This window comes from Olsenella sp. DNF00959 (assembly GCF_001553055.1).
Lineage (GTDB): Bacteria > Actinomycetota > Coriobacteriia > Coriobacteriales > Atopobiaceae > Olsenella_I > Olsenella_I phocaeensis.
On the sequence record NZ_KQ960123.1, the window covers coordinates 709,974 to 728,919 of the forward strand.

The following is an 18,946-nucleotide window of genomic DNA, read 5'->3' on the forward strand; positions in this document are numbered from 1 at the left end:
TATCGCTATAGGTAGTCTGAGCGTGGGGTGTCCGGGCTTCGGCCGGGCACCCCTCCCGCACAAAAGGAGGAAGCATGCCGCAGAGGGCGGAGTGGAAGGTGGCGCAGGTCAGGTCCTGCGTGTGGAGGCTCACCGACGTGGGAGGCAACCGCGCGTTCTTGGTGGTGGGCGACGATGCCGCGCTCCTCGTGGACACCGGCGAGGGGCTGGGCGACCTCAGGGCGACCGTCGAGGGCATCTCGACGCTTCCGCTCACCGTCGTCCTGACACACCATCACCACGACCACGTGGGTTGCGCCTACCAGTTTCCGGAGGCTTGGATCTCAGAGGCCGACGATGGCCGTTGGGACCAGGAGAAGGCCTTCCACCTGCGCGTTCGCGAACAGCTCGTCGAGAAGCTCGACCTCTCCGAGGACTCCTGCTTCCCCGTGCTCTCTGGCAAGCGTCCGGCAACGAGGCGCCTCGTGGAGGGACAGGCCTTCGACCTGGGCGGCGTCACGGTGAGGGCGGTCGCGCTCCCGGGACACACCAGGGGAAGCATGGGCTTTCTCGTGGGGCAGGAACGGCTGTTCCTCTCGGGCGACGCCGTCACGCCGGTCATGACCCTCTTCTACGAGGACTCCACCTCCATCGACGAGTGGGAGGAGACCTTGCGCAAGATGCAGGACATGGAGGGCTACGACAGGTGGGTGAGCGCTCACTACGACAGGGAGTACTCCAAGGCAGACCTCTCCTCCTGGCTGGACGTCGCCGAGTTCTCCAAGACCGACCGAGGCTTCCGCTGGGAGAACGACTCCCTCGGCGAGCTCCGAGGCCAGCTCCACGTGATGAGCCCCATGGACATGGACCCCAGCTCGCCCGACTTCCGTGGCCTCATCGAGAAGCCCAAGCCTCGCAAGCCTCGGGGCGAGCGCCGACACCGACACGGATCTGCCGGATAGGGAGGGCGCTCGAGGGCGTCGCTAGCGAGGATTCCAAACGCGTTGTCGGAGCGAACCGAGAATGCGTCGACAACGTCCATCGCGCGTGAGCCAATTCCGACGGCGTCCATCGCGCGCGAGAGAGCGCCGACAGCGCCCATCGCGCGCGACTTCCGCCCGGCAACGTCCTACGCGCGCGAAAATGCGCCGACAACGTCCAACGCGTTTTTCTCCTCTCTGCTAACTGCGCAAACGCGGAGGCGAGAGACGCGTTGGACGCTTTCGAGAGAATTTGACACGCATTGAGCGCTTTCGTCGAAGAGCGGCGCGCGTTGGGCGCTCTCGCATAAGCGCGGCGCGCGTTTGACGCCGTCGAAAGTGGAGGCCTGACACATCGGACGCTTTCGAGAGAAATTGGCGCGCAGGCGGCGGAGCGGCAGGCCAGCCTTCGCTACCGATTCCTAGGCCGCGCTCCGATGTGCCAGGGCGAAGTTGGCAAGTGCGAGACAGGCCGCCATGCACGCGATCCCAAGGGCGAACATGAGGGGGAAGCCGCCGGCGGAGTCTACCACGAGGCCCCAGAACACGGCGGCCACGGCGCTCATGAGCGACCCGACCATGGAGACGCGGGAGTAGATGTTGGTGTAGTCCCTGGACCCGAAGACGGTACGGACCAAGAGTGGCGTTTCGACCGTGGTCATGGCATACACCACGCCAAAGAGGAAGGAGCCCACGAGCAGGAGGGCGAGGGCGCCCGGGAAGAGCCACATCACGAGCACGCCCAGGACGCCGGACAGGATGCCAAACGCGGTGCCGAGCCTGGCTGACCTGTCGTTGATGACGCCCAGGAGGACCTTGCCAATTGCCTGGCCAGCCATCGCGGCCGAGGCAACCACGCCCGAGGCGGCCGCCACGTCCCCCCCGATCGAGGAGGCGTAACTGGGAAGGAACTGGTAGATGGTCTGGTTCAGCGTGATGACACCACAGAAGGCGAGCAGCGCCACGAAGGCTGGGGTCCTCATGGCGTCGGTGGCCATGGCACCCCTCGACTCGGTGACGGTGGGCTCGCCCCCTGCTGCGGCCTCGCCCTCTGCGCCATAGGGGAGGAGCCCCATGTCCTCGGGCCTGCTGCGCACCACGAGGAGCGTGAAAGGGAGCGTACCCACGAGGGTTATGGCGGCGAAGACGAGGTATGCCGTGCGCCAGCCCTCGGCATCGGAGTTGATGAGGGCCGTTCCAAGCGGGTTGAAGATCACCCCGCCGATGCCCGTGAACGCCATACAAAGGCCCACGAAGAAGCCGACCCTCCGCACGCACCAGGCGTTGACGAGGGCGGGCACGGCAAGGTAGATGAGGGGCGCCACGCCCACGCCGAGCACCGCGCCGCAGGGATAGAACTGCCACAGCTCCCGGCACATGGACATGCCGACGAGGCCGAGCCCGCAGAGCACGACGCTCGCCGACAGCACGACGCGGGCGTCGGATTTGGCCAGGACCCTGCCGGCAACGGGCAGGGTGAGCATCATGGCGACGTTCAGGATCGAGAAGTACAGGGTGAACGCCGACCTTGCCACGCTGAAGTAGGCCGAGACGGGCGTGAAGAAGATGCCTGCGCAGGAAAGCACGAGCGCACAGGGCAGGCAGGTGATGACGATGCACGAGAGAACGATCAGATGGGCGTAGTGGAAGGCGCCCCTCGTGGATATCTCCTTGGACATGCTCCTCCTCGCTAGGCTTCGACGTCGGCGGGGGCGGCCTCGAACGAGAAGCCCGCCCAGCTCGGCCGTCCGGTGTAGGTCATGACGGCCTCGCTGCCCTCGAGCGCGCGGACGGCTCCGGCGGCGGCACCCTCCATCTCGAAGTCGCCGGCATATACGGCCACGGGTGCGATCCAGCCCACGCGCTCCTTGACGTAGCTGGTGAAGGCCTCGTCGTGCGAGACGCCGCCGGTGAGCACGATGCCGTCGACCCTGCCCTCCAGGGCGACGGAGAACGCCCCGATGGCCTTCGCCGTCTGGTAGGCCATGGCCTCGAAGACCAGCTTCGCCCAGGCGTCGCCCGCCTCGATGCGACGGTCGATCTCGAGGGCGTCATCGGTGCCCAAAAGGCCCTTCAGGCCGCCCGCCTTGCCGATCACGGCGTCGATCTCGCGCCTGTCGTGGCTACCAGAGAAGGCGAGGGCCACCACGGGCTTGGCGGGAACGTCGCCGGAGCGGTTCGGCGCGAAGGGGCCCGAGCCCTCGATCACGTCGTTGGTGTCGATCATGCGGCCCTTCCGGTGCGCCGCCACTGAGAGTCCGCCTCCCACGTGGGCCACGATGACGTTGACCTCCTCGTAGCGCCTGCCCAGCGAGGCGGCAAAGCGGATGGCGCACTCCTTCTGGTTGAGGCAGTGCACGTGGCTCTTGCGGTAGATGCCGGGGTAGCCGGTGATCCTGGCGACGTCCTCGAGCTCGTCGGTGTCGGGCTGGTTCACGGCGAAGGCGGGCTTGCCGGTCCTGCGTGCGAAGTCGAAGAGGATGGGCGCGCCCAGGATGGCGGGGTGGTTCATGCCGCACGAGAGCACGTGGTCGCACACGTTCTGGTCGATGGCGAAGATGCCTCCCACGGTGGGGCCCATGCCCCCGCAGTAGCCCGAGAAGGCATCGATGGAGTCGAGCTGGATGCCCGCCTTCGCAAGCTCCGCCAGCACGGTGTCGATGCGGTACTGGAGCTGGTCCGCGGCGGCGTCGAAGCCTTGGAGCTTGACGGGGTCGTGGCGGACGTTTGCCTTCATGAGCGTCTGCTCGCCCTCGAAGACGGCGACCTTGGTGGAGGTCGATCCGGGCGAGAGGGTCAGGATGCGGTAGGGCACGATGCTTCCTTTCTCGTGATGGGCGTGGCGCCGCTTCCCGACGCCACGCGGGCCTAATCGGACGAGAGGACCAACATGGCGATGTCGCCGACCATCTCCTCGACCGTGGCCCCACGGGAGCTGTCGGCGACGGGGCGCCTGAAGCCGGAGAGGTTGTGGCCGAAGCCCTTGCCATGGGCGAAGAGCTGGATCAGCTTGACGGCGGTGTTGGCGGTGTTGAGGTCGGGGAAGACGAGCACGTTTGCCCTGCCGGCCACCTCGGACTCGCGGCTGACCTTCTTCGCGGCGGTGGCAGGCACGATGGCGGCGTCGAGTTGGAACTCGCCGTCCGCCTTGAGCTCCGGCCTGCGCTCGTGGACGAGCCTCAGGGCCTCGCGGACCCTCTCGACGCTGGGGCTCTCGCCCGACCCGTCGGTGGAGTAGCTGACGAAGGCGCAGCGGGGCTCCCAGCCCATGAGGGAGGACGTGGAGTCGCAGGCGGCTATGGCGATGGAGGCCAGCTCCTCTGCGCTGGGCTCGGGGTTGAGGCCACAGTCGGCCAGGGCCATCACGTCCCCCTCGGGCCCCTCGAAGCCGGGGGTCTGGGTCAGCGCGACGATGGAGGGGACGTCGACGCCGTCCTGCAGGCCGATGATCATCTGAGCGGCCATGAGCACGTCGCCGGTGGTGTTGGTGTGGCCGCAGAAGGTGCAGTCCACGTCCCCGAGCTCCTCCATCATCATGGCGTAGTAGATCGGCCTCTTTATCTTGCGACGTGCCCCCTTGGCAGAGACCAGCCGCTCCCTCCCGGCGTCCATGTACCTCTTGGCCAGGGCTTCGGCTGCCTCGGCGTTCGAGCTGTCCACGATTCGCATGCCGTCCAGCGAGACGCCCGCCTCGGCGGCGCAGGACTCGATCACGTCGCGGGGGCTCACGAGGTACGGGGTGCCGATGCCCTCGTCGGCCACGCGGCGTGCCGCCCTGAGGGTGTTCGTGCTCTCGCACTCGGGCAGCGCGACGCGCCTTGGCGCCCGCTTCGCCTTCCCGACGAGCTCGTCGATCAGATTCTGCATGTGCTTGCCTCCTGCATGAGGTCGGATTGCCATCCTTGCAGATACTAGGTCCTGCCCCCCCGGAAGCACATGGAACGGAACCCCATTCGCGCAGGCAGCTGGTCTATCATATTTGTGCATGAGCACAAGCCACGGGAGGCACTGTGAGACTTCGAACCGTGCTAAACGAGCTGCCCCTCACGGGCTACCAGGTCCAGGACCCCTCTCTGCTCGGCTGGGACGTCGTCGTGTCACCCGCCGACTACGAGGGCAGGGGAATGGAGGGGGTCGTCGTCCTCGCCACGCCGGAGCAGGTGGAGCGGCTGGGCTCGCCCCGCGAGGGGGAGGGACTGGTCCTCGAGTACCTGCGCGGCGCCGCCTCCGAACTCCCCTTGCGCCCGCCAACGGGCGTGGTCGCGGCGAGCGGCGACGTCGCGCCCTCGGAGTTCCGTGACGCCTTCCTCAGGCTGGTGAGCAGGAGCGGCGTCCTCGCCGTGAGCCGCGAGCGCCTCTTCAAGGCCTTCCTGAGCTCGTATGACATCCAGCAGTTCGCGGATCACGCGAGCGGGGTCCTGCGCAACCCCGTGCTCATATCCAACACCGACCACAAGGTGCTTGCGTCCGCGGGCGACCTGCCCCAGGGCGTCCGCGAGCTCCGGGACGTCATAACCAGCGGCTACGTGACGGACGAGGTCGCCTCGCTTATGGAGGCGGACGGCCTCATCCGCCAGGCACGGGCCACCCGCGTCCCCGTCGTGTCCGAGAAGGGTACCACCGGGGTCCGCAACGTGAGCTCCATCATCTACTACCACCACCTCGAGCTGGGGCGCCTGGACGTCTTCGAGGTGCGCCCGCTCACGGGGCTCGACCTGGAGCTCGTGGACTATGCGGGCGCCCTCGCCGGCATCATGATCGACCGCCTGGGCGTGGCGGGGGAGCGGGTGGGCATGGGTTCCACGGTCCTCGCCGACCTCCTCGACGGCAAGCTCTCGAGCGTGGACGCCATGCGCGCCCTGGTCACGCTGCTCGGCGGCGCGGACGGCGCCCGCTACGACCTGGTGAGCGTCGTAGGCGAGGAAGGGGCCGACCGGGACTACTACCTCAAGGCGGGCCAGGTCATGCAGGCCTGCCTCGAGGACGTCATCTGGACCGTGCGAGACGGATCCGTGGTGCTCCTGCTCACCCTGGAAAAGGACGAGAGGCCCGGCTTCGACGCCTACGACCAGTTCGAGAACCTCGTGCTCAAGAACAGGGGGTTCTGCGACTTCCTCGAGCGCAACGGCATGGACGCCTACGTCTGCGAGCCCTTCGAGGACTTCTCGCTCGCCGGGGCGTCGCTCAGGCAGTGCACCGGCCTGCGGCAGGCGCTTGAGGGCCGCTCCGCCCAGGGCTCCCGCGTCCACTTCTTCTGGCACGAGCGCTTCGCCGTGATGGGCTGGAGCGCCAAGCGGGACGGCAAGCTTGCCGCGCTCCTCGACAAGCGCGTGGTGGCCATGGCCGCGTACGACCGCAGGCGTCACACCTCGTACCTCCAGACGGCGGTGATGAGCGTCCGCTACCCTGGCGAGCCCGTGGTGGCAGCCGAGGCCCTGAGCGTGCACCGCAACACCTACTTCTACAGGGTGAACAAGATCAGGGAGCTCTTCTACCTCGACCTTAAGGACGGGGACGACCGGCTCGCGGTGGCCTTCACGGCGCGCCTGCTAGAGATGAGCGAGGCCGACGGTCTTACGCTGGAGGGTCGAAATTCGGCATAAGCTGCCGTTTGCTCGACGAACGGCAGAGCGGTCTCGCGTCACTCTCTGATTCACAAATTAAGCACGATTCTTGCGTCTCGCTTTTGAACCGAAGCACAATGCCGCGCGTACTGCCGTGGCATACGGTTTCTCCCAAGGTCAGTACATGTGCTCACAGACCCAAGGAGAGGGTGCGAATGGCTAAGGTACTCGGCATCTCGTTCGGCACGAAGAACGGCAACAACGACTCCATCTGCAAGGAGGCCCTGATGGGCGCCCAGGAGGCGGGCGCCCAGATCGAGTTCATCCGCGCGCAGGACCTTGACATCAGGCACTGCACGGGCTGCATCACCTGCGTCAAGATGCTCATGGGTGGCCGCGGCAACATGTGCATCCACAAGGACGACTTCGACTGGCTGGCGCACGAGATGTTCACCGCTGACGCGATCGTCATGGTCGACCCGATCTTCGAGACGGGCGCGTCGGGCCTCTTCCACACCATCATGGACCGCTTCGGGCCCCGCATGGACACCGGCAACAACTTCCTGGGCAAGATGAGCGCCGAGAGGAACATCGCCGAGGGCAAGAAGGGCGTCGTCCCGCCCTCGTTCGTCTTCCACACCGACATCCCCGTCGCCTACATCGGCATCGGCGGCTCCGACTGGGGCACCCACATCCAGTCGGACCACGCCATCCAGTCCATGACCCCGGCCTGGAAGGTCTGCTACAACGAGTGGATCCCCTGGTCCAAGACGGCCCTCATGAAGGATGACGTCGTGAGCCGCGCCCACCAGATCGGCGTCCAGATGGCCGAGTTCGCGGCCGACCCCAAGAGCGCCAAGTACATGGGCGAGAAGGGCGTCTGCCCGCACTGCAACTGCAACGACTTCTACCTGTATCCCGACGAGAACCGCGCCGTCTGCGCCGTCTGCGGACTGCAGGGCAAGGTCGTCCTCGCCGACGGCAAGGTCACCGTCGAGTACGCCGAGCATGACCTCAAGGACGAGAACGGCAACACCGTCCTCGACAAGGACGGCGAGCCCGCGTTCCCCGGCATGTACGACGACCAGGGCCGCGAGCGCGCCCACGACACCATGCAGGGCAAGCAGATCCACGGCGAGGACATCGGCAAGAACGAGGGCATCCTCATGGAGCTGCAGAAGGGTGATGCCTACAAGCAGCGCGTCGCCCGCTACAAGGCCTTCGTCGAGGCAACCATGCCCGAGGAGCACGGTCTCAAGTTCCAGGAGTTCGCGGAGTAGCCCAACTCCAAGCCAAGCTTCTGCGGGGGTGCCTCGAGCCCCATCGAGAGGCACCCACGCCATCGTGACTTGTCGCTTGGCCCATAAGAATCGAAAAAGTGCTCGGGATTCTTGTATGTCTACACCAATCCTCCACGTGCCACCCCCTGATACGCTATGGGACGCCGTCTTACCAGCAACTTTGATCCCAAGACAAAAGGAAGGTCAGCCATGCCAGAGATGAAGCAGTCCAAGTTCTTCCTGCTCGCGGACACCCTGATCAACAACGTCCCCATGGCGCTCGCCGTGTCGGTGATGTGCCAGGGTATCGCCATCCTGCAGGGGCAGGTCCCCCAGTGGAACTGGGGCATCTACGGCATCAACGCCCTCGTCGCCTATCTCATCGCGTGCGTCATCGGACTCGCCATCCAGCCGCCCAAGCGTGCGTTCAAGCTTGCCGCCAAGCATGGCGCCCCGGGCTCCAAGGAGTTCGGCACGTGGATGGGCATCCATGTCAACACCTGGTACACCACCATCCTGGTCATTTGCATGACCCTCCTCAACACCGAGGTCCTGCCTCCCGTCAAGGCATCCTTCATCGGGGTCATCATGGGCATCCTCGTCAACTACATCCCCGTGTGGGTCCTCTGCTTCGTCATCTCCCTGCTCCTCATGAAGCCGATCGAGAAGCTCGCGCACAAGCTCGTGGGTGACGAGGACGTCATCCCGAGCGGCGAGGGTTCCCAGGAGTAAGGGGCTGCCTCGGAGGCAGACTCGTGAGGTTTGATTGTTTGGGGGGCGGCCATCCTGGGTGGTCGCCCCCTTGCGTTGCGGGGCGTGTCGTAAGCGATCTGCAGATTCCCTTGTCGTTGCAGGCAGATTATCGCGCGGCCTCCCTAGGCCCTGCCCTCCGGCAGGGAGGGTCCCTGCTCGTCCACGTCCAGGAAGGTGTCCAGGAACACGTCGAGCAGCTCGTTCTTGTGCGAGGGGAGCCACGCTGCGACGACGGGCATTTTGCGCTCCATCCCCGCAAGCGGCAGCGCCACCACCTTTCCCTCTGCCGGCAGGGTGTCAGTGAGGTAGCCGGGCAGAAGCGCAAATCCCAAGCCCGCCGCCACGCAGAGCACCGAGGTCTCCACGTCCTCGGAGGAAAGGGAAACCTGAGGGTCCAGCCCGGCCTCCCTGAGCGTCTGGGATATCGTGTCCCTCTCCCCGTAGCCGCCCTTGCCCTTGTCGATGTCGACGAGCGGATAGCCCCTGAGCTCCGAAAGCTCGATCATGGCGCGGTGCGCGAGGGGATGGGAGAGGGGCACCACCGCCTTGAGGGGCCAGCTGCGCAGGCCCTGCCACTGGATGTCCTCCATGTGCTCGGAGCTATAGAAGAGGTTGATGGCGACATCTATGTCCTCCCTGCGCAGGGCATCATAAAGTTCTGCCACGTTCTTGCGCAGGAAGCTCAGCTGCACCTTGGGATGGCTCTCGTGGAAGGAATAGAGCATGTCGGCTAAGTTCGTGCGTTCGTATCCCTTGATGTAGCCGATGGCAAGGGAGCCGGAGATGCCCTCCTCGCTGCGGCGCGCCCGCTCCACGGCCTGCCTGGTCCTTGCGAGTATGGCCTGAGAATCTTCGAGAAACGACCGGCCCGCTGGTGTGAGCGTCACGTGGTGGTTGTCCCGTTCAAGGAGCCTGCAGCCCAGCTCGCGCTCGAGTGTCCTGAGCTGCTGGGAGAGTGCCGACTGGGAGACGAAGAGGCGCCTTGCGGCGCGGGTGAAGGAGAGCTCCTCCGCGACGGCGACGAAGTACTCCAGCTGTCTGCTCTGCATGCTCCCGCACTCCCTCCTTATGATAAGCATCTCTTATTATATATGCACATCTATAGCTTAATTTGTCCATCTACCTTCATCTACGATAAGAAAAAGTTAATTCATGACGGTGGTTCTTTGGATGGGAGACAAGATGTCAGAACGTACCAAAATCAAGCTCGTGTCAGAAATCGTTGGGGCAATCGTGCTCACCCTGCTCATGCAGCTCATGGGCGTCATGGGATATGGGCAGTACACCTGGATGTGCTTCCTGCCCCTGCTGATGTTCTTCGCCTTTGGGGTGGACTTCAAGAAGATTCCCGAGATGCTTCTGTGCTACGCGATCGGCGAGCTATGGTGTGTGGTGAACAGCCTGGTCACGGGGCTCTTTACCATGTGGTTTGGTGCCGACAACCTCATTCTTTCCAGCATCGTTCCCACCATCATCGTCATCTTCTGCATCCTTCTCGTGCACGAGAACCTCTTCGAGGGAAGGGTCTTCTCGAACGTGCCCTGCATCTTCATGGGGATGTCCACCTCGTTCTTCACGCTGTTCATGCAGCAGTCCATCGGATACGTCCACCTCTTCTGCTTCTGGGCCTTTGGCATCCTGCTCGCCGTCTGCCTCGTGATGTGCGGCATGCTGGTATGTGGGGCCATCTTTGGCAAGGAGCGCGCGTCCAAGGCATTCATGCCCCTAGGCGCGGATGGGAAGTAAGCGTCTTTTGACCAGGTCAATCCAAGGAGAGGAGAGGGGAGCGCCATGCCGGAGCAGGAGAGGGGACACGCCCAGAGGGCGGCGCGCACAAGCAAGGTGGTGCGCAGCCTCGAGGAGGCGCGCGCCCAGGTGCAGGGTCGTCCCGGCGCTGCGAGGTACCCACACGTGTTCGACCCCATCGAGGTGCGGGGCAACGTGTACCGCAATCGTCTGATAGCCGCGCCCACCATGTTCTTCCACGCGGTCTACTTCATTCCCGAGATAGCCGAGAACATCTACCGCATGTGCGAGGACCGCGCCAGGGGCGGCTTCGGCTGCGTCTCAACGGGAGAGCTTCCGCTCAACTTCGAGGAGAGCCGCGGCGCCTTCATGGACCGCGCCATCGACGTGACGCACTTCTACGGCAGCGACTTCGAGGCCGCCAAGGAGTATGCCGAGCGCATCCACGCCGGCGGGGCCCTGGCGTACTTCGAGGTCTCCCACGAGGGTTTGGAGGCGGACGACGCGGCCGAGCCCGTGGGGCCTGACGACATGGTGCGCGAGGACGGGCGCCACGTCTTCGGCATGAGCAGGCAGGTGATGGAGAAGGTCTGTGCGGATTTCGAGCGCGTGGGTCGCTTCTCCACCGCCTGCGGCTTCGATGGCGTGCTCCTGCACGGTGGGCATGGCTTCCTGCTGCAGCAGTTCGTGAGTCCGGCCACCAACCATCGCACGGACGAGTTCGGTGGCCCCATAGAGAACCGCTCGCGCTTTCCCAAGATGGTCCTGCGCGCGCTTCGTGCCGGCATGGGCGAGGACAAGGTGCTCGAGCTGCGCATGAGCGCCGAGGACGGCGACGAGGGCGGCATGACGCTCGAGGACAGCTGCGGATTTGCCGAGCAGATAGACGGTCTCGTCGACATCTTCCACGTCTCGAACGGCATCAAGAAGCTGGGCAACGGCAGCGACACCTTCTCGGACATCTTCGACGTGCACGGGGTGAACCTCGAGCGTGCGGCGGCCATCAAGGGGCATCTCAGGCGCACGCTCGTCTCGGTGGTGGGCGGCTTCAACTCGGTCGCGCAGGCCGAGGAGGCCATAGCGTCGGGCAAGGCGGACTTCGTGGAGTATGCGCGCCAGTGCTTTGCGGATCCGGAGTTCATCGACAAGACCCTGGACGGACACGAAGACATGGTGCACCGCTGCGTGCGCTGCTTCCACTGCTACCCGGGCTTCTGCGAGCACCCCACGGACATCCCCCTGTGGTACCAGCTGCCTCCCGAGGAGTTCATGAAGGTCTACAGCCCGGCCGTCATGGGGGATTGCTCCATCAACCCCAACAGCGGCTTCGGCTACTACCCGGACCGTCTTCCCAAGCCAGAGGCCTCGCGTCGCGTGCTGGTGGTGGGCGGTGGAGTGGGCGGCATGCAGGCAGCCATCACCGCCGCGCGCCGTGGTCATGTGGTGACGCTGTGCGAGGGCGGGTCGCGCCTGGGTGGCGTGCTGCTCTTCTCGGAGCACGACCATGACAAGCGCGAGTGGTTCGACTTCATCGAGGTGCTCGAGCGCGAGCTCGAGGCCGAGGGCGTGGACGTGCGCTTGGGTACGACGGTGGACGAGGCCTTCCTTGCCGAGCTCGCTCCCGAGTACGTCATCCTTGCCGTGGGTGCCCACAATCGCGGCTGCAAGCTGCCGGGCTCCGAGCGTGCCATGGATGCCGCCGACTCCTACTACCACATGGGCGAGCTTGGGCACTCCATCGTCATCGCCGGCGGCGGGCTCACCGCATGCGAGACGGCGCTCAACCTGGCCGCCGCGGGGCATGAGGTGACGATGGTGGTGCGCAGGCCGCGCATCACGCCTGGCACCTTCGGCTACTATCGCAACGCCCTTCTCGACGAGATGGACAAGCGCGGCATCAGACAGCTGCTCTCCACGGTGCCTCTGGAGTTCACGGACGAGGGCCTCGTCTGCGCGAAGGCGACGGATGACCGGGGCACGCCTGGCGAGGAGCGCTTCCTCGTGAGGGCCGACAGCCTCATGTACTCCTTTGGCATGGATCCCAACGAGGAGCTGGTGGGCCGGCTGACGGCTGCGTCCGAGGCGCTGGGTGCCACGGTATTCAACGTGGGCAACTCCCGCCAGGCGAGCGTCGTGCGCGACGCCGTCCACCAGGGCGACCAGGTGGCCATGGCCATCGTGTAGGGGTCGATATCGCCCGTCCCTCATTGTGCACACGAACAAAGGTCCTCTCCCGAACGGAGGGGAGCTTTGTCGTTCCAGATGGTGCCCGGACCCTCCCCGCCACCTATCCTTGCTCCTAGAAGCAGGTTTTTGGGACCCTCGGTTGCTGCCGCGGGCACAGGCTGCGGCAGGGGGCCGCAGGGGAGAGGAGCCGTCATGGCATACAAGGTTATGGGCGTTTGCGCTGGTCGCAAGAACGGCAACGGCGAGATCGCGGTCAAGGCCGCCCTCAAGGTCCTGCAGGAGAAGGGCGCCGAGGTCGAGATGATCAACCTCTTCGACTACGACATCCTGCCCTGCAGCGGCTGTGAGGGCTGCACCATGCAGATGGGCAACATCGCCATGGGCAAGCAGAAGGAGTACCACGGCTGCGTACTCAAGGACAAGGACGACGTCGACCAGCTCGTGACCGAGCTTCACACCTGCAACGGTGTGATCTTCGCGGTCCCCACCTACGACCTCGCCCCCAGCTCGGTCTACCTGCGCTTTGCCCAGCGCTTCCTCGCCTACGAGCTCTCGTTCCTCAAGGAGATCGGCGTGGTCAAGGACGACCCGCACACCGTCGCCGGGCTCATCTCCGTCGGTGGCTCCATGCACGACTGGCAGCCCCTGGCCCTCGAGGTGCTCCAGGCGTCCATGTTCACCATGTCCATCACGCCGGTCGACCGCCTCATGATCCAGCGCGTCGGCCGTCCCGGCAACGTCCTGACCACCCCCGAGCAGGTCGAGCGGGCCAAGCAGATGGGTGAGCACATCTGGGAGGCAATGAACACCCCGGTCGAGGAGCGCAGCTGGCTGGGCGACCCCAACGACGGTGTGTGCCCCAACTGCCACAGCTCCCTCGTGTATCCCGGCGACGCGCACTGGGACGGCGTCGAGTTCCCGTACGAGTGCGCCGTGTGCGGATGCGGCGGCACCCTGGGCACCAACCCCGAGACGGGCAAGCTCATGCTCGAGATCGACCCCGAGAACGGGCACATCCGCGACCGCTTCATTGATGCCTCCCGCGCCGAGCACCTCAACGAGATCGTCCAGACCCGCATCGGCTTCATGCAGCGCCAGGGCGAGATCAAGCCCCTGTACGACGAGTACAAGTCGATGGAGTTCCCCACGGTCGAGGTCAGCCGCTAGGCGATGCGAGCGGGAGGTCTGGTCACCTCTCGCTTTTTCTCTTGCGCTCTTGCCCTGCGGTCGCTCTCGCGTTCTTCTCCCTCGTTCTTGCTCCTTTGGACACTTTTCGGGGCGGGTTGGCCCCTTTCTGTCCACGGGGACAAGATCCGGCGTGCGGACTGCGAGCACGCGCGGGGTCGTGCGGCGGAGCGAGCTTGCAGCTCCCATCAATCAGCATGTGGCGCGGGCGCGCGCGGGGATGCCTCGCGCGCCCGCGCTCCCTACGGGAGGAGGCCGTCGTCCGCCTCGCCCGTGCCCTTCCTTTGCCCTACCTCGGTCGGCGCAGGTCGTCGCGCGCGATGCGGATGCGCGGGGTGTAGAGGCCGAGGTACAGCAGGATGCGATAGGAGAAGGCGAGCTGGTAGAGGTCCTCTCCGGAGCTCAGGTCGAAGCCGACGATCTCGCGGATGCGGCCAAGCCTATAGAGCAGGGTGTTCTTGTGCAGGCTCAGCATGCTGGCTGCCCTCGTGGTGTTGCTGGCGTTCTGCAGGTACTCGAAGAGCGTGTCCACGAGCTCCGTGCCGTGCGCATTGTCGTAGTCGAGGAGCGCGCGCAGCGCGGGATGGCAGAAGTGCAGGAGGTCGTGCTCGCGGCCCAGCTCCGCGAGCATCTGGACGTAGGCGTAGTCCTGGTAGCGGAAGATCCCATGGTCGTCGATCGCGTGCGACACGATGGTCCCGTAGGTGATGGCGTCGGCCGCCTGCTGGTAGTAGCTGCGTATGTCCACGAGGCTGCCGAAGGGGTTGCTGATGCCCACGAAGAGGCCGTTGGCCTCCGCAACCTTGCGAAGGACGCCCTCCGCGTAGTCGCCCACCTCCTCGCCGTCGTGCCGGTTGAGCGCCACGACGAACGACCCGTGGTAGAGGGCGTGGAGGCAGTGGACGAGGATGGGCATGAGCTGGTCGCGCACGTGCGAGGCAGCCTTGGGCGTGAGCGCGTCGGCCTTGGGGCGCAGCACGACCATGTACAGGGTGTCCCAGGGGTGGTAGTCGATGACCTCCTGCCTCCTCTCCACGACCGCCGGGCTGGGCTGCCGGTCGTCGAGGAGCTCGACGAGGAAGTACGACCACACCTGTCCCCTGTTGCTCTCGTAGACCGGGCTCTTCTGCAGCTCCTGCGAGACGAAGTGCGTCAGCCGCCCAAAGACCTCGCGGTCGAGCTCGGAGAAGGGGTGGTTGTGCGCGACCATGAAGACGTGGGCGAAGACGACGCCGTGCACCGTCACCGCGTCGGTCATGGTGTCGGCCTCGAGGTGGTCGTTGTGCGCGACGAGGGGGCCGCCCTGGCTGCTGAGCCGCTCGTCCACCCGCTCGCGGACGATGTACGCCACGCCGTCCTTGTGCACGGAGCGGTCGTCCATGTCCTGGCGCATGACCCGCCCGAACGCGGTGGAGTCGTCCAGCTCCCCCAGATGCCAGGCGACGTAGCGGTAGGAGGTGTCCACCACGAAGATGGGGTTGCCCAGGGCGAGAGACGCCTCCTCAACCAGGTATTGGAGGCCCTTGTTCGAGAAGTGGGCGGTCAGGAGCCTCCGCACGGCGTTCGTGAGCTCCTGGTCCTCCAGGAAGAACGCCTGGATCGCGTTGAAGCAGGCGTAGGGGTCGGCAGTGGAGGAGAGCGCGACCACGTTCATGTTGTTCGCCCGCCCAAAGGACTCCGGCACGTCCTCCCCGAACACGACGAGGTTGGCGAAGCCGTCGTCCGGGACGGCGGGGAGCTGGGTCGGGTCGCCAAAGTAGAGGACGTCCGGTCTCAGGGCGACCTTGCCGAAGGTCAGGAAGCTGATGGTGTACACCTCGTGCCACGGATCGGCGTAGTGTTCCCGGGCGACGGATCCCTGGGGGAGTCGTGTGACCAGCTCGTCAAGTCTCATGCAGCCTCCTGGCCGTGCCATCCCGTTCCACGGGCCGACTGGGACGTCAGTTATCGCTCTGCTTTATGTGAGGATACACAATGACTTGATTTCCTCCGCATGCAAAACTCGATGCTGCAATGGGCGGTGAGGTCGTGGCGCCGGACGGCGCGCGACATGCGAGGAAGGCGAGGTCCGGTTCATGAACAACGTGAAGCTAGGCGGGCAGGCACGGAGCGTCTCCATCGTGGGAGTGGGCTGCACCCCCTTCACCAACTTCGAGGACCACCCCCAGACCAAGGGCATGAGCGAGGGCGACGCCTTCGGCTACGCCGCCCTCGAGGCCATCCGGGACGCGGGTCTCGAGCCCCGTGACATCCAGTACTTCTACCATGGCGCGGCGAACCCCTTCATGATCGGCGACTCGCTCACACCCAACATGCAGGTGGCCGACTGGTTCGGCGTGCGTGGCATCGGCTCGGTGCACCACTCGGAGGCCTGCTGCACCGGCTACGTGGCACTGCAGGAGGCCGTGCAGGCCGTTGCCTCGGGCAGCTACGACGTCGTGCTCTCGGGCGCGGTCGACCTGGCCGCGTCGCTGCCCGTGGTGGACGCCCCGGGCTGCTTCCGTCGCGACTTCCCGCTCTCCGAGATGCTGCCCTCCATCCCCAAGGTCTACGACCGCGCCTACGGGCGTCCCTTCGACTCGGCCTTCGGCATCTCGTTCGACAACTGGATCAACCGCTACCGCTGGGAGTTCGACCTCACGGACGAGCAGGTCGACGATGCCCTCAACGGCCTCGCCAAGTCCCTGCGCCGCGGCGCCAAGGAGAACCCCCTGGGCTTCTACGACGAGGACTTCGACGACGTCGCCAGGAAGGCGGGGCTCTCGGGCGCGGACGAGTTCCTCAAGAGCTTCGGTAACCCCAAGGTCACCCAGTACCTGCGCGTGACGGGCTTCGAGACCAAGTGCGACGGCGCCGCCGCGGTCGTGGTCATGCCCACCGAGCTTGCCGTGGCGCGCGGCCTCGACCACAAGGTCGTCGAGGTCCTGGGCACGGGTGCCGCCGCCTTCGAGGGCTCCACGCCCGACAACGAGTACAACGGCACCAAGGAGGGCACGCGCCAGGTCTATGAGTACACCGGCGTGACCCCCGACGAGATCGACCTGCTCATGGTCAACGACTTCTTCCTCTGTGGCGACATCGTCTCGGCCGAGGAGGTCGGCTACGTCCCCCGTGGCGAGGCCTGGCGCTACGCCGTCGACGGCCGCTTCGCCTTCGACGGGGACAAGCCCATCAACCCCCACGGCGGCCGCTGCAACTTCGGCCATGCCCACGGTGCCTCCGGCATCGCGGACATCTACGAGGCCGTGAGGCAGATGCGCGGCGAGGCCGGCGCCACCCAGATGGCCAAGGTCCCCCAGACCACCTTCCTGCGCGGCTTCGGCGGCGGCCAGAACATCCGCTGCCAGATCCTGCGCACCGTCGACTAGCGGGCTTCCGCCAACACCAGAGAGGGGAGTACAGAGATGCTTCTAGAGGACATGGAGCCCATCGTCCAGAGGTTCTACGACGGAGTCGCCGAGGGCAAGCTGCTGGGCCGCAGGTGCGCCGAGTGCGGGGCCATCGAGTTCCCGCCGCACCTGGGCTGCAACGCCTGCGGCTACCACCAGACGGAATGGGTCGAGCTCAGCGGCCACGGCACCCTCGAGTCCTTCGTGGTGCCCGGCATCCAGAACGACAAGCCCTACCTCAAGGCGATCGCGCCCTACGGCTACGGCAAGGTTCGCCTCGACGAGGGCGCCGAGTACAGCTTCGTCGTCTTCTGTGGCAAGAAGAAGGTCGTGAAGGGCCTGCAGGAGCGCCTGTACAAGGACCAGGAGAAGATCGGCGTCCACTTCAAGCCTATCAGGCGCGAGGTGCCGCTCAAGCAGAGCTCCGACGAGCTCGTCGAGTGGTGGCAGCCCTGCTTCGAGCTCGACGAGGTCGAAGCCTAGGCGACTGCGCGCGCCAACGGAGGGCGGGGACTTCTCGCCCAAGATAAGAAGAGAGAGGTAACTGGCATGGCAAACGAGGAACTCTTCCAGCAGCTCGCGGGCTTCGCGAAGACCGCCTACGGCTTCGACGGCGACATCACCCCCCAGACCAGCTTCGACGAGCTGGGCAAGGAGTCCATGAAGATGATCGCCCTCACCTCCATGATCGAGAATGAGCTCGACGCCGAGGTGACCGTGTCAGAGATCATGAACATGGCGACCTTCGGCGAGCTCGTCGACCGCGTCGCCGAGGAGGTCGAGGAGTAGCGCTCCCGCCTCGCTTTACCTGACCGTGATCGGGGGAGGCATTCTGCGGAGTGCCTCCCCCCTTTGAAGGGAGACGACATGGACCTCATGGAAGACATGCGCGAGCGCGCAAGGAAGGACGTCCAGCGCGTCGCGTTCTTCGAGGGAGAGAACCCCACCATGATCAGGGCGGTGGCCGAGTGCCAGCGCTCGGGCGTGGCCGACTGCACCGTGGTGGGCGACGCCGCCAAGGTCCTCGCCAACGCGCGGGAGCAGGGCGTCACGCTCGAGGGCGTCACGCTCGTGGACCTCGCCGACGAGGAGGCCAACGAGGCCCTCGCCCAGCGCTTCGAGGCGCTGCCGAGCAACCGGTGGAAGCCCAAGGGCGTCCGCCGCCGCGTCGTGCGACCCATGGAGCGCGCGCTCATGATGCAGGCGCTGGACGACGTGGACGTGACCTTCGGCGGCATCGACTGCCCCACGGGGGACGTGATCCTCGGCGGGCAGACCATCGTCGGCCTCGCCGAGGGCGTGGACGTCATCTCCTCCATGGGCATCTTCGACATCCCGGGCTACGAGGGTCCCGACGGCCAGCTCCTGGGCTTCGGCGACTCTGCCGTCTGCCAGAACCCCACGCCCGAGCAGGAGGCCTCCATCGCCATCTCTGCCTGCGAGACCTGGACGGCGCTGACTGGCCGCGAGGCGCGCTGCGCGCTCCTGTCCTTCTCCACCTGCGGCTCCGGCTCCGGCGAGATGGTCCAGAAGGTCCAACGTGCACGCGACATCGCACGGGAGCGGCGCCCCGACCTCAAGATCGACGGCGAGTTCCAGCTCGACTCCGCCATCAACCCGGCCGTCGCCGCCCACAAGGTGAAGCGCGAGAGCGACGTCGCCGGCAGGGCCAACGTCATCATCTGGCCCGACCTCAACGTGGGCAACGTGGGCGTGAAGCTCGTCCAGAACTTCGGCCATGCGGACGCCTACGGCCCCATGCTCCAGGGCTTCAGGAAGATCGTCTGCGACTGCAGCCGCTCCGCCCCCGTGTCAGAGATCGTGGGCAACGTCGTGATGAGCTGCGTCCGCGCGCAGGCGCTCAAGGCCAAGGAGGCGTAGGC

General features: G+C 65.8%; 16 protein-coding genes. 11 read left to right on the plus strand and 5 right to left on the minus strand.

The window, feature by feature from the left end:
- The first annotated feature begins 74 nt into the window (after window positions 1-74).
- Window positions 75-941 carry an MBL fold metallo-hydrolase gene (locus tag HMPREF1868_RS03020; protein ID WP_062530222.1) on the plus strand — a complete coding sequence of 289 codons (867 nt, stop codon included), beginning with the start codon at window positions 75-77 and terminating at the stop codon, window positions 939-941.
- Window positions 942-1,381: 440 nt separating this feature from the next.
- Here HMPREF1868_RS03020 and HMPREF1868_RS03025 read toward each other — a convergent pair whose 3' ends face one another.
- From HMPREF1868_RS03025 to HMPREF1868_RS03035, 3 genes are read right to left on the minus strand one after another with little or no spacing between them, the layout of a single operon-like run.
- Entirely contained in the window at window positions 1,382-2,638 is a 1,257-nt protein-coding gene (locus HMPREF1868_RS03025; RefSeq protein ID WP_062530224.1) for an MFS transporter, read from the minus strand.
- A gap of 11 nt (window positions 2,639-2,649) precedes the next feature.
- The gene (gene buk, locus HMPREF1868_RS03030; protein ID WP_062530226.1) at window positions 2,650-3,774 is read right to left on the minus strand and encodes a butyrate kinase; all 1,125 of its coding nucleotides are present in this window, start codon (window positions 3,772-3,774) and stop codon (window positions 2,650-2,652) included.
- A gap of 53 nt (window positions 3,775-3,827) precedes the next feature.
- Window positions 3,828-4,826: a phosphate acyltransferase gene (locus HMPREF1868_RS03035; RefSeq protein ID WP_062530228.1), complete on the minus strand. Its 999-nt coding sequence runs from the start codon at window positions 4,824-4,826 to the stop codon at window positions 3,828-3,830.
- A gap of 143 nt (window positions 4,827-4,969) precedes the next feature.
- Between HMPREF1868_RS03035 and HMPREF1868_RS10160 the strand changes: the two genes are divergently transcribed.
- The 3 genes from HMPREF1868_RS10160 (at window position 4,970) to HMPREF1868_RS03050 (ending at window position 8,535) form a co-directional block, all read left to right on the plus strand.
- Window positions 4,970-6,562, plus strand: coding sequence for a helix-turn-helix domain-containing protein (locus HMPREF1868_RS10160; RefSeq protein WP_156439393.1), 1,593 nt, complete (start codon window positions 4,970-4,972; stop codon window positions 6,560-6,562).
- Between the two features lie 176 nt (window positions 6,563-6,738).
- Window positions 6,739-7,803 carry a flavodoxin family protein gene (locus HMPREF1868_RS03045; RefSeq protein ID WP_062530232.1) on the plus strand — a complete coding sequence of 355 codons (1,065 nt, stop codon included), beginning with the start codon at window positions 6,739-6,741 and terminating at the stop codon, window positions 7,801-7,803.
- Window positions 7,804-8,013: 210 nt separating this feature from the next.
- The gene (locus HMPREF1868_RS03050) at window positions 8,014-8,535 is read left to right on the plus strand and encodes a hypothetical protein (protein ID WP_062530235.1); all 522 of its coding nucleotides are present in this window, start codon (window positions 8,014-8,016) and stop codon (window positions 8,533-8,535) included.
- A gap of 143 nt (window positions 8,536-8,678) precedes the next feature.
- Here the strand turns inward: HMPREF1868_RS03050 and HMPREF1868_RS03055 are convergent, their stop codons facing one another.
- Entirely contained in the window at window positions 8,679-9,605 is a 927-nt protein-coding gene (locus HMPREF1868_RS03055; RefSeq protein ID WP_062530238.1) for a LysR family transcriptional regulator, read from the minus strand.
- Between the two features lie 133 nt (window positions 9,606-9,738).
- Between HMPREF1868_RS03055 and HMPREF1868_RS03060 the strand changes: the two genes are divergently transcribed.
- The 3 genes from HMPREF1868_RS03060 to HMPREF1868_RS03070 all read left to right on the plus strand — a co-directional run bounded on the left by HMPREF1868_RS03060 (window position 9,739) and on the right by HMPREF1868_RS03070 (window position 13,656).
- On the plus strand, window positions 9,739-10,302 hold the full coding sequence (locus tag HMPREF1868_RS03060; RefSeq protein WP_062530240.1) for a DUF1097 family protein: 564 nt from the start codon (window positions 9,739-9,741) through the stop codon (window positions 10,300-10,302).
- 45 nt (window positions 10,303-10,347) lie between these two features.
- Complete coding sequence (locus HMPREF1868_RS03065) at window positions 10,348-12,486, plus strand: oxidoreductase (RefSeq protein ID WP_082719495.1); 2,139 nt, start codon at window positions 10,348-10,350, stop codon at window positions 12,484-12,486.
- Between the two features lie 195 nt (window positions 12,487-12,681).
- Complete coding sequence (locus HMPREF1868_RS03070) at window positions 12,682-13,656, plus strand: flavodoxin family protein (RefSeq protein ID WP_062530242.1); 975 nt, start codon at window positions 12,682-12,684, stop codon at window positions 13,654-13,656.
- 307 nt (window positions 13,657-13,963) lie between these two features.
- Here the strand turns inward: HMPREF1868_RS03070 and HMPREF1868_RS03075 are convergent, their stop codons facing one another.
- Window positions 13,964-15,568, minus strand: coding sequence for a PucR family transcriptional regulator (locus HMPREF1868_RS03075; protein WP_062530244.1), 1,605 nt, complete (start codon window positions 15,566-15,568; stop codon window positions 13,964-13,966).
- A gap of 181 nt (window positions 15,569-15,749) precedes the next feature.
- Between HMPREF1868_RS03075 and HMPREF1868_RS03080 the strand changes: the two genes are divergently transcribed.
- The 4 genes from HMPREF1868_RS03080 to HMPREF1868_RS03095 all read left to right on the plus strand — a co-directional run bounded on the left by HMPREF1868_RS03080 (window position 15,750) and on the right by HMPREF1868_RS03095 (window position 18,944).
- Window positions 15,750-17,042 (plus strand): thiolase family protein, encoded by a 1,293-nt coding sequence (locus tag HMPREF1868_RS03080; RefSeq protein ID WP_062530246.1) that lies wholly within the window; start codon window positions 15,750-15,752, stop codon window positions 17,040-17,042.
- 36 nt (window positions 17,043-17,078) lie between these two features.
- Complete coding sequence (locus tag HMPREF1868_RS03085; RefSeq protein WP_062530247.1) at window positions 17,079-17,546, plus strand: Zn-ribbon domain-containing OB-fold protein; 468 nt, start codon at window positions 17,079-17,081, stop codon at window positions 17,544-17,546.
- A gap of 66 nt (window positions 17,547-17,612) precedes the next feature.
- Window positions 17,613-17,852 (plus strand): acyl carrier protein, encoded by a 240-nt coding sequence (locus HMPREF1868_RS03090; protein ID WP_062530249.1) that lies wholly within the window; start codon window positions 17,613-17,615, stop codon window positions 17,850-17,852.
- A gap of 78 nt (window positions 17,853-17,930) precedes the next feature.
- Window positions 17,931-18,944: a phosphate acyltransferase gene (locus HMPREF1868_RS03095; protein WP_062530251.1), complete on the plus strand. Its 1,014-nt coding sequence runs from the start codon at window positions 17,931-17,933 to the stop codon at window positions 18,942-18,944.
- Window positions 18,945-18,946: the final 2 nt, after the last annotated feature.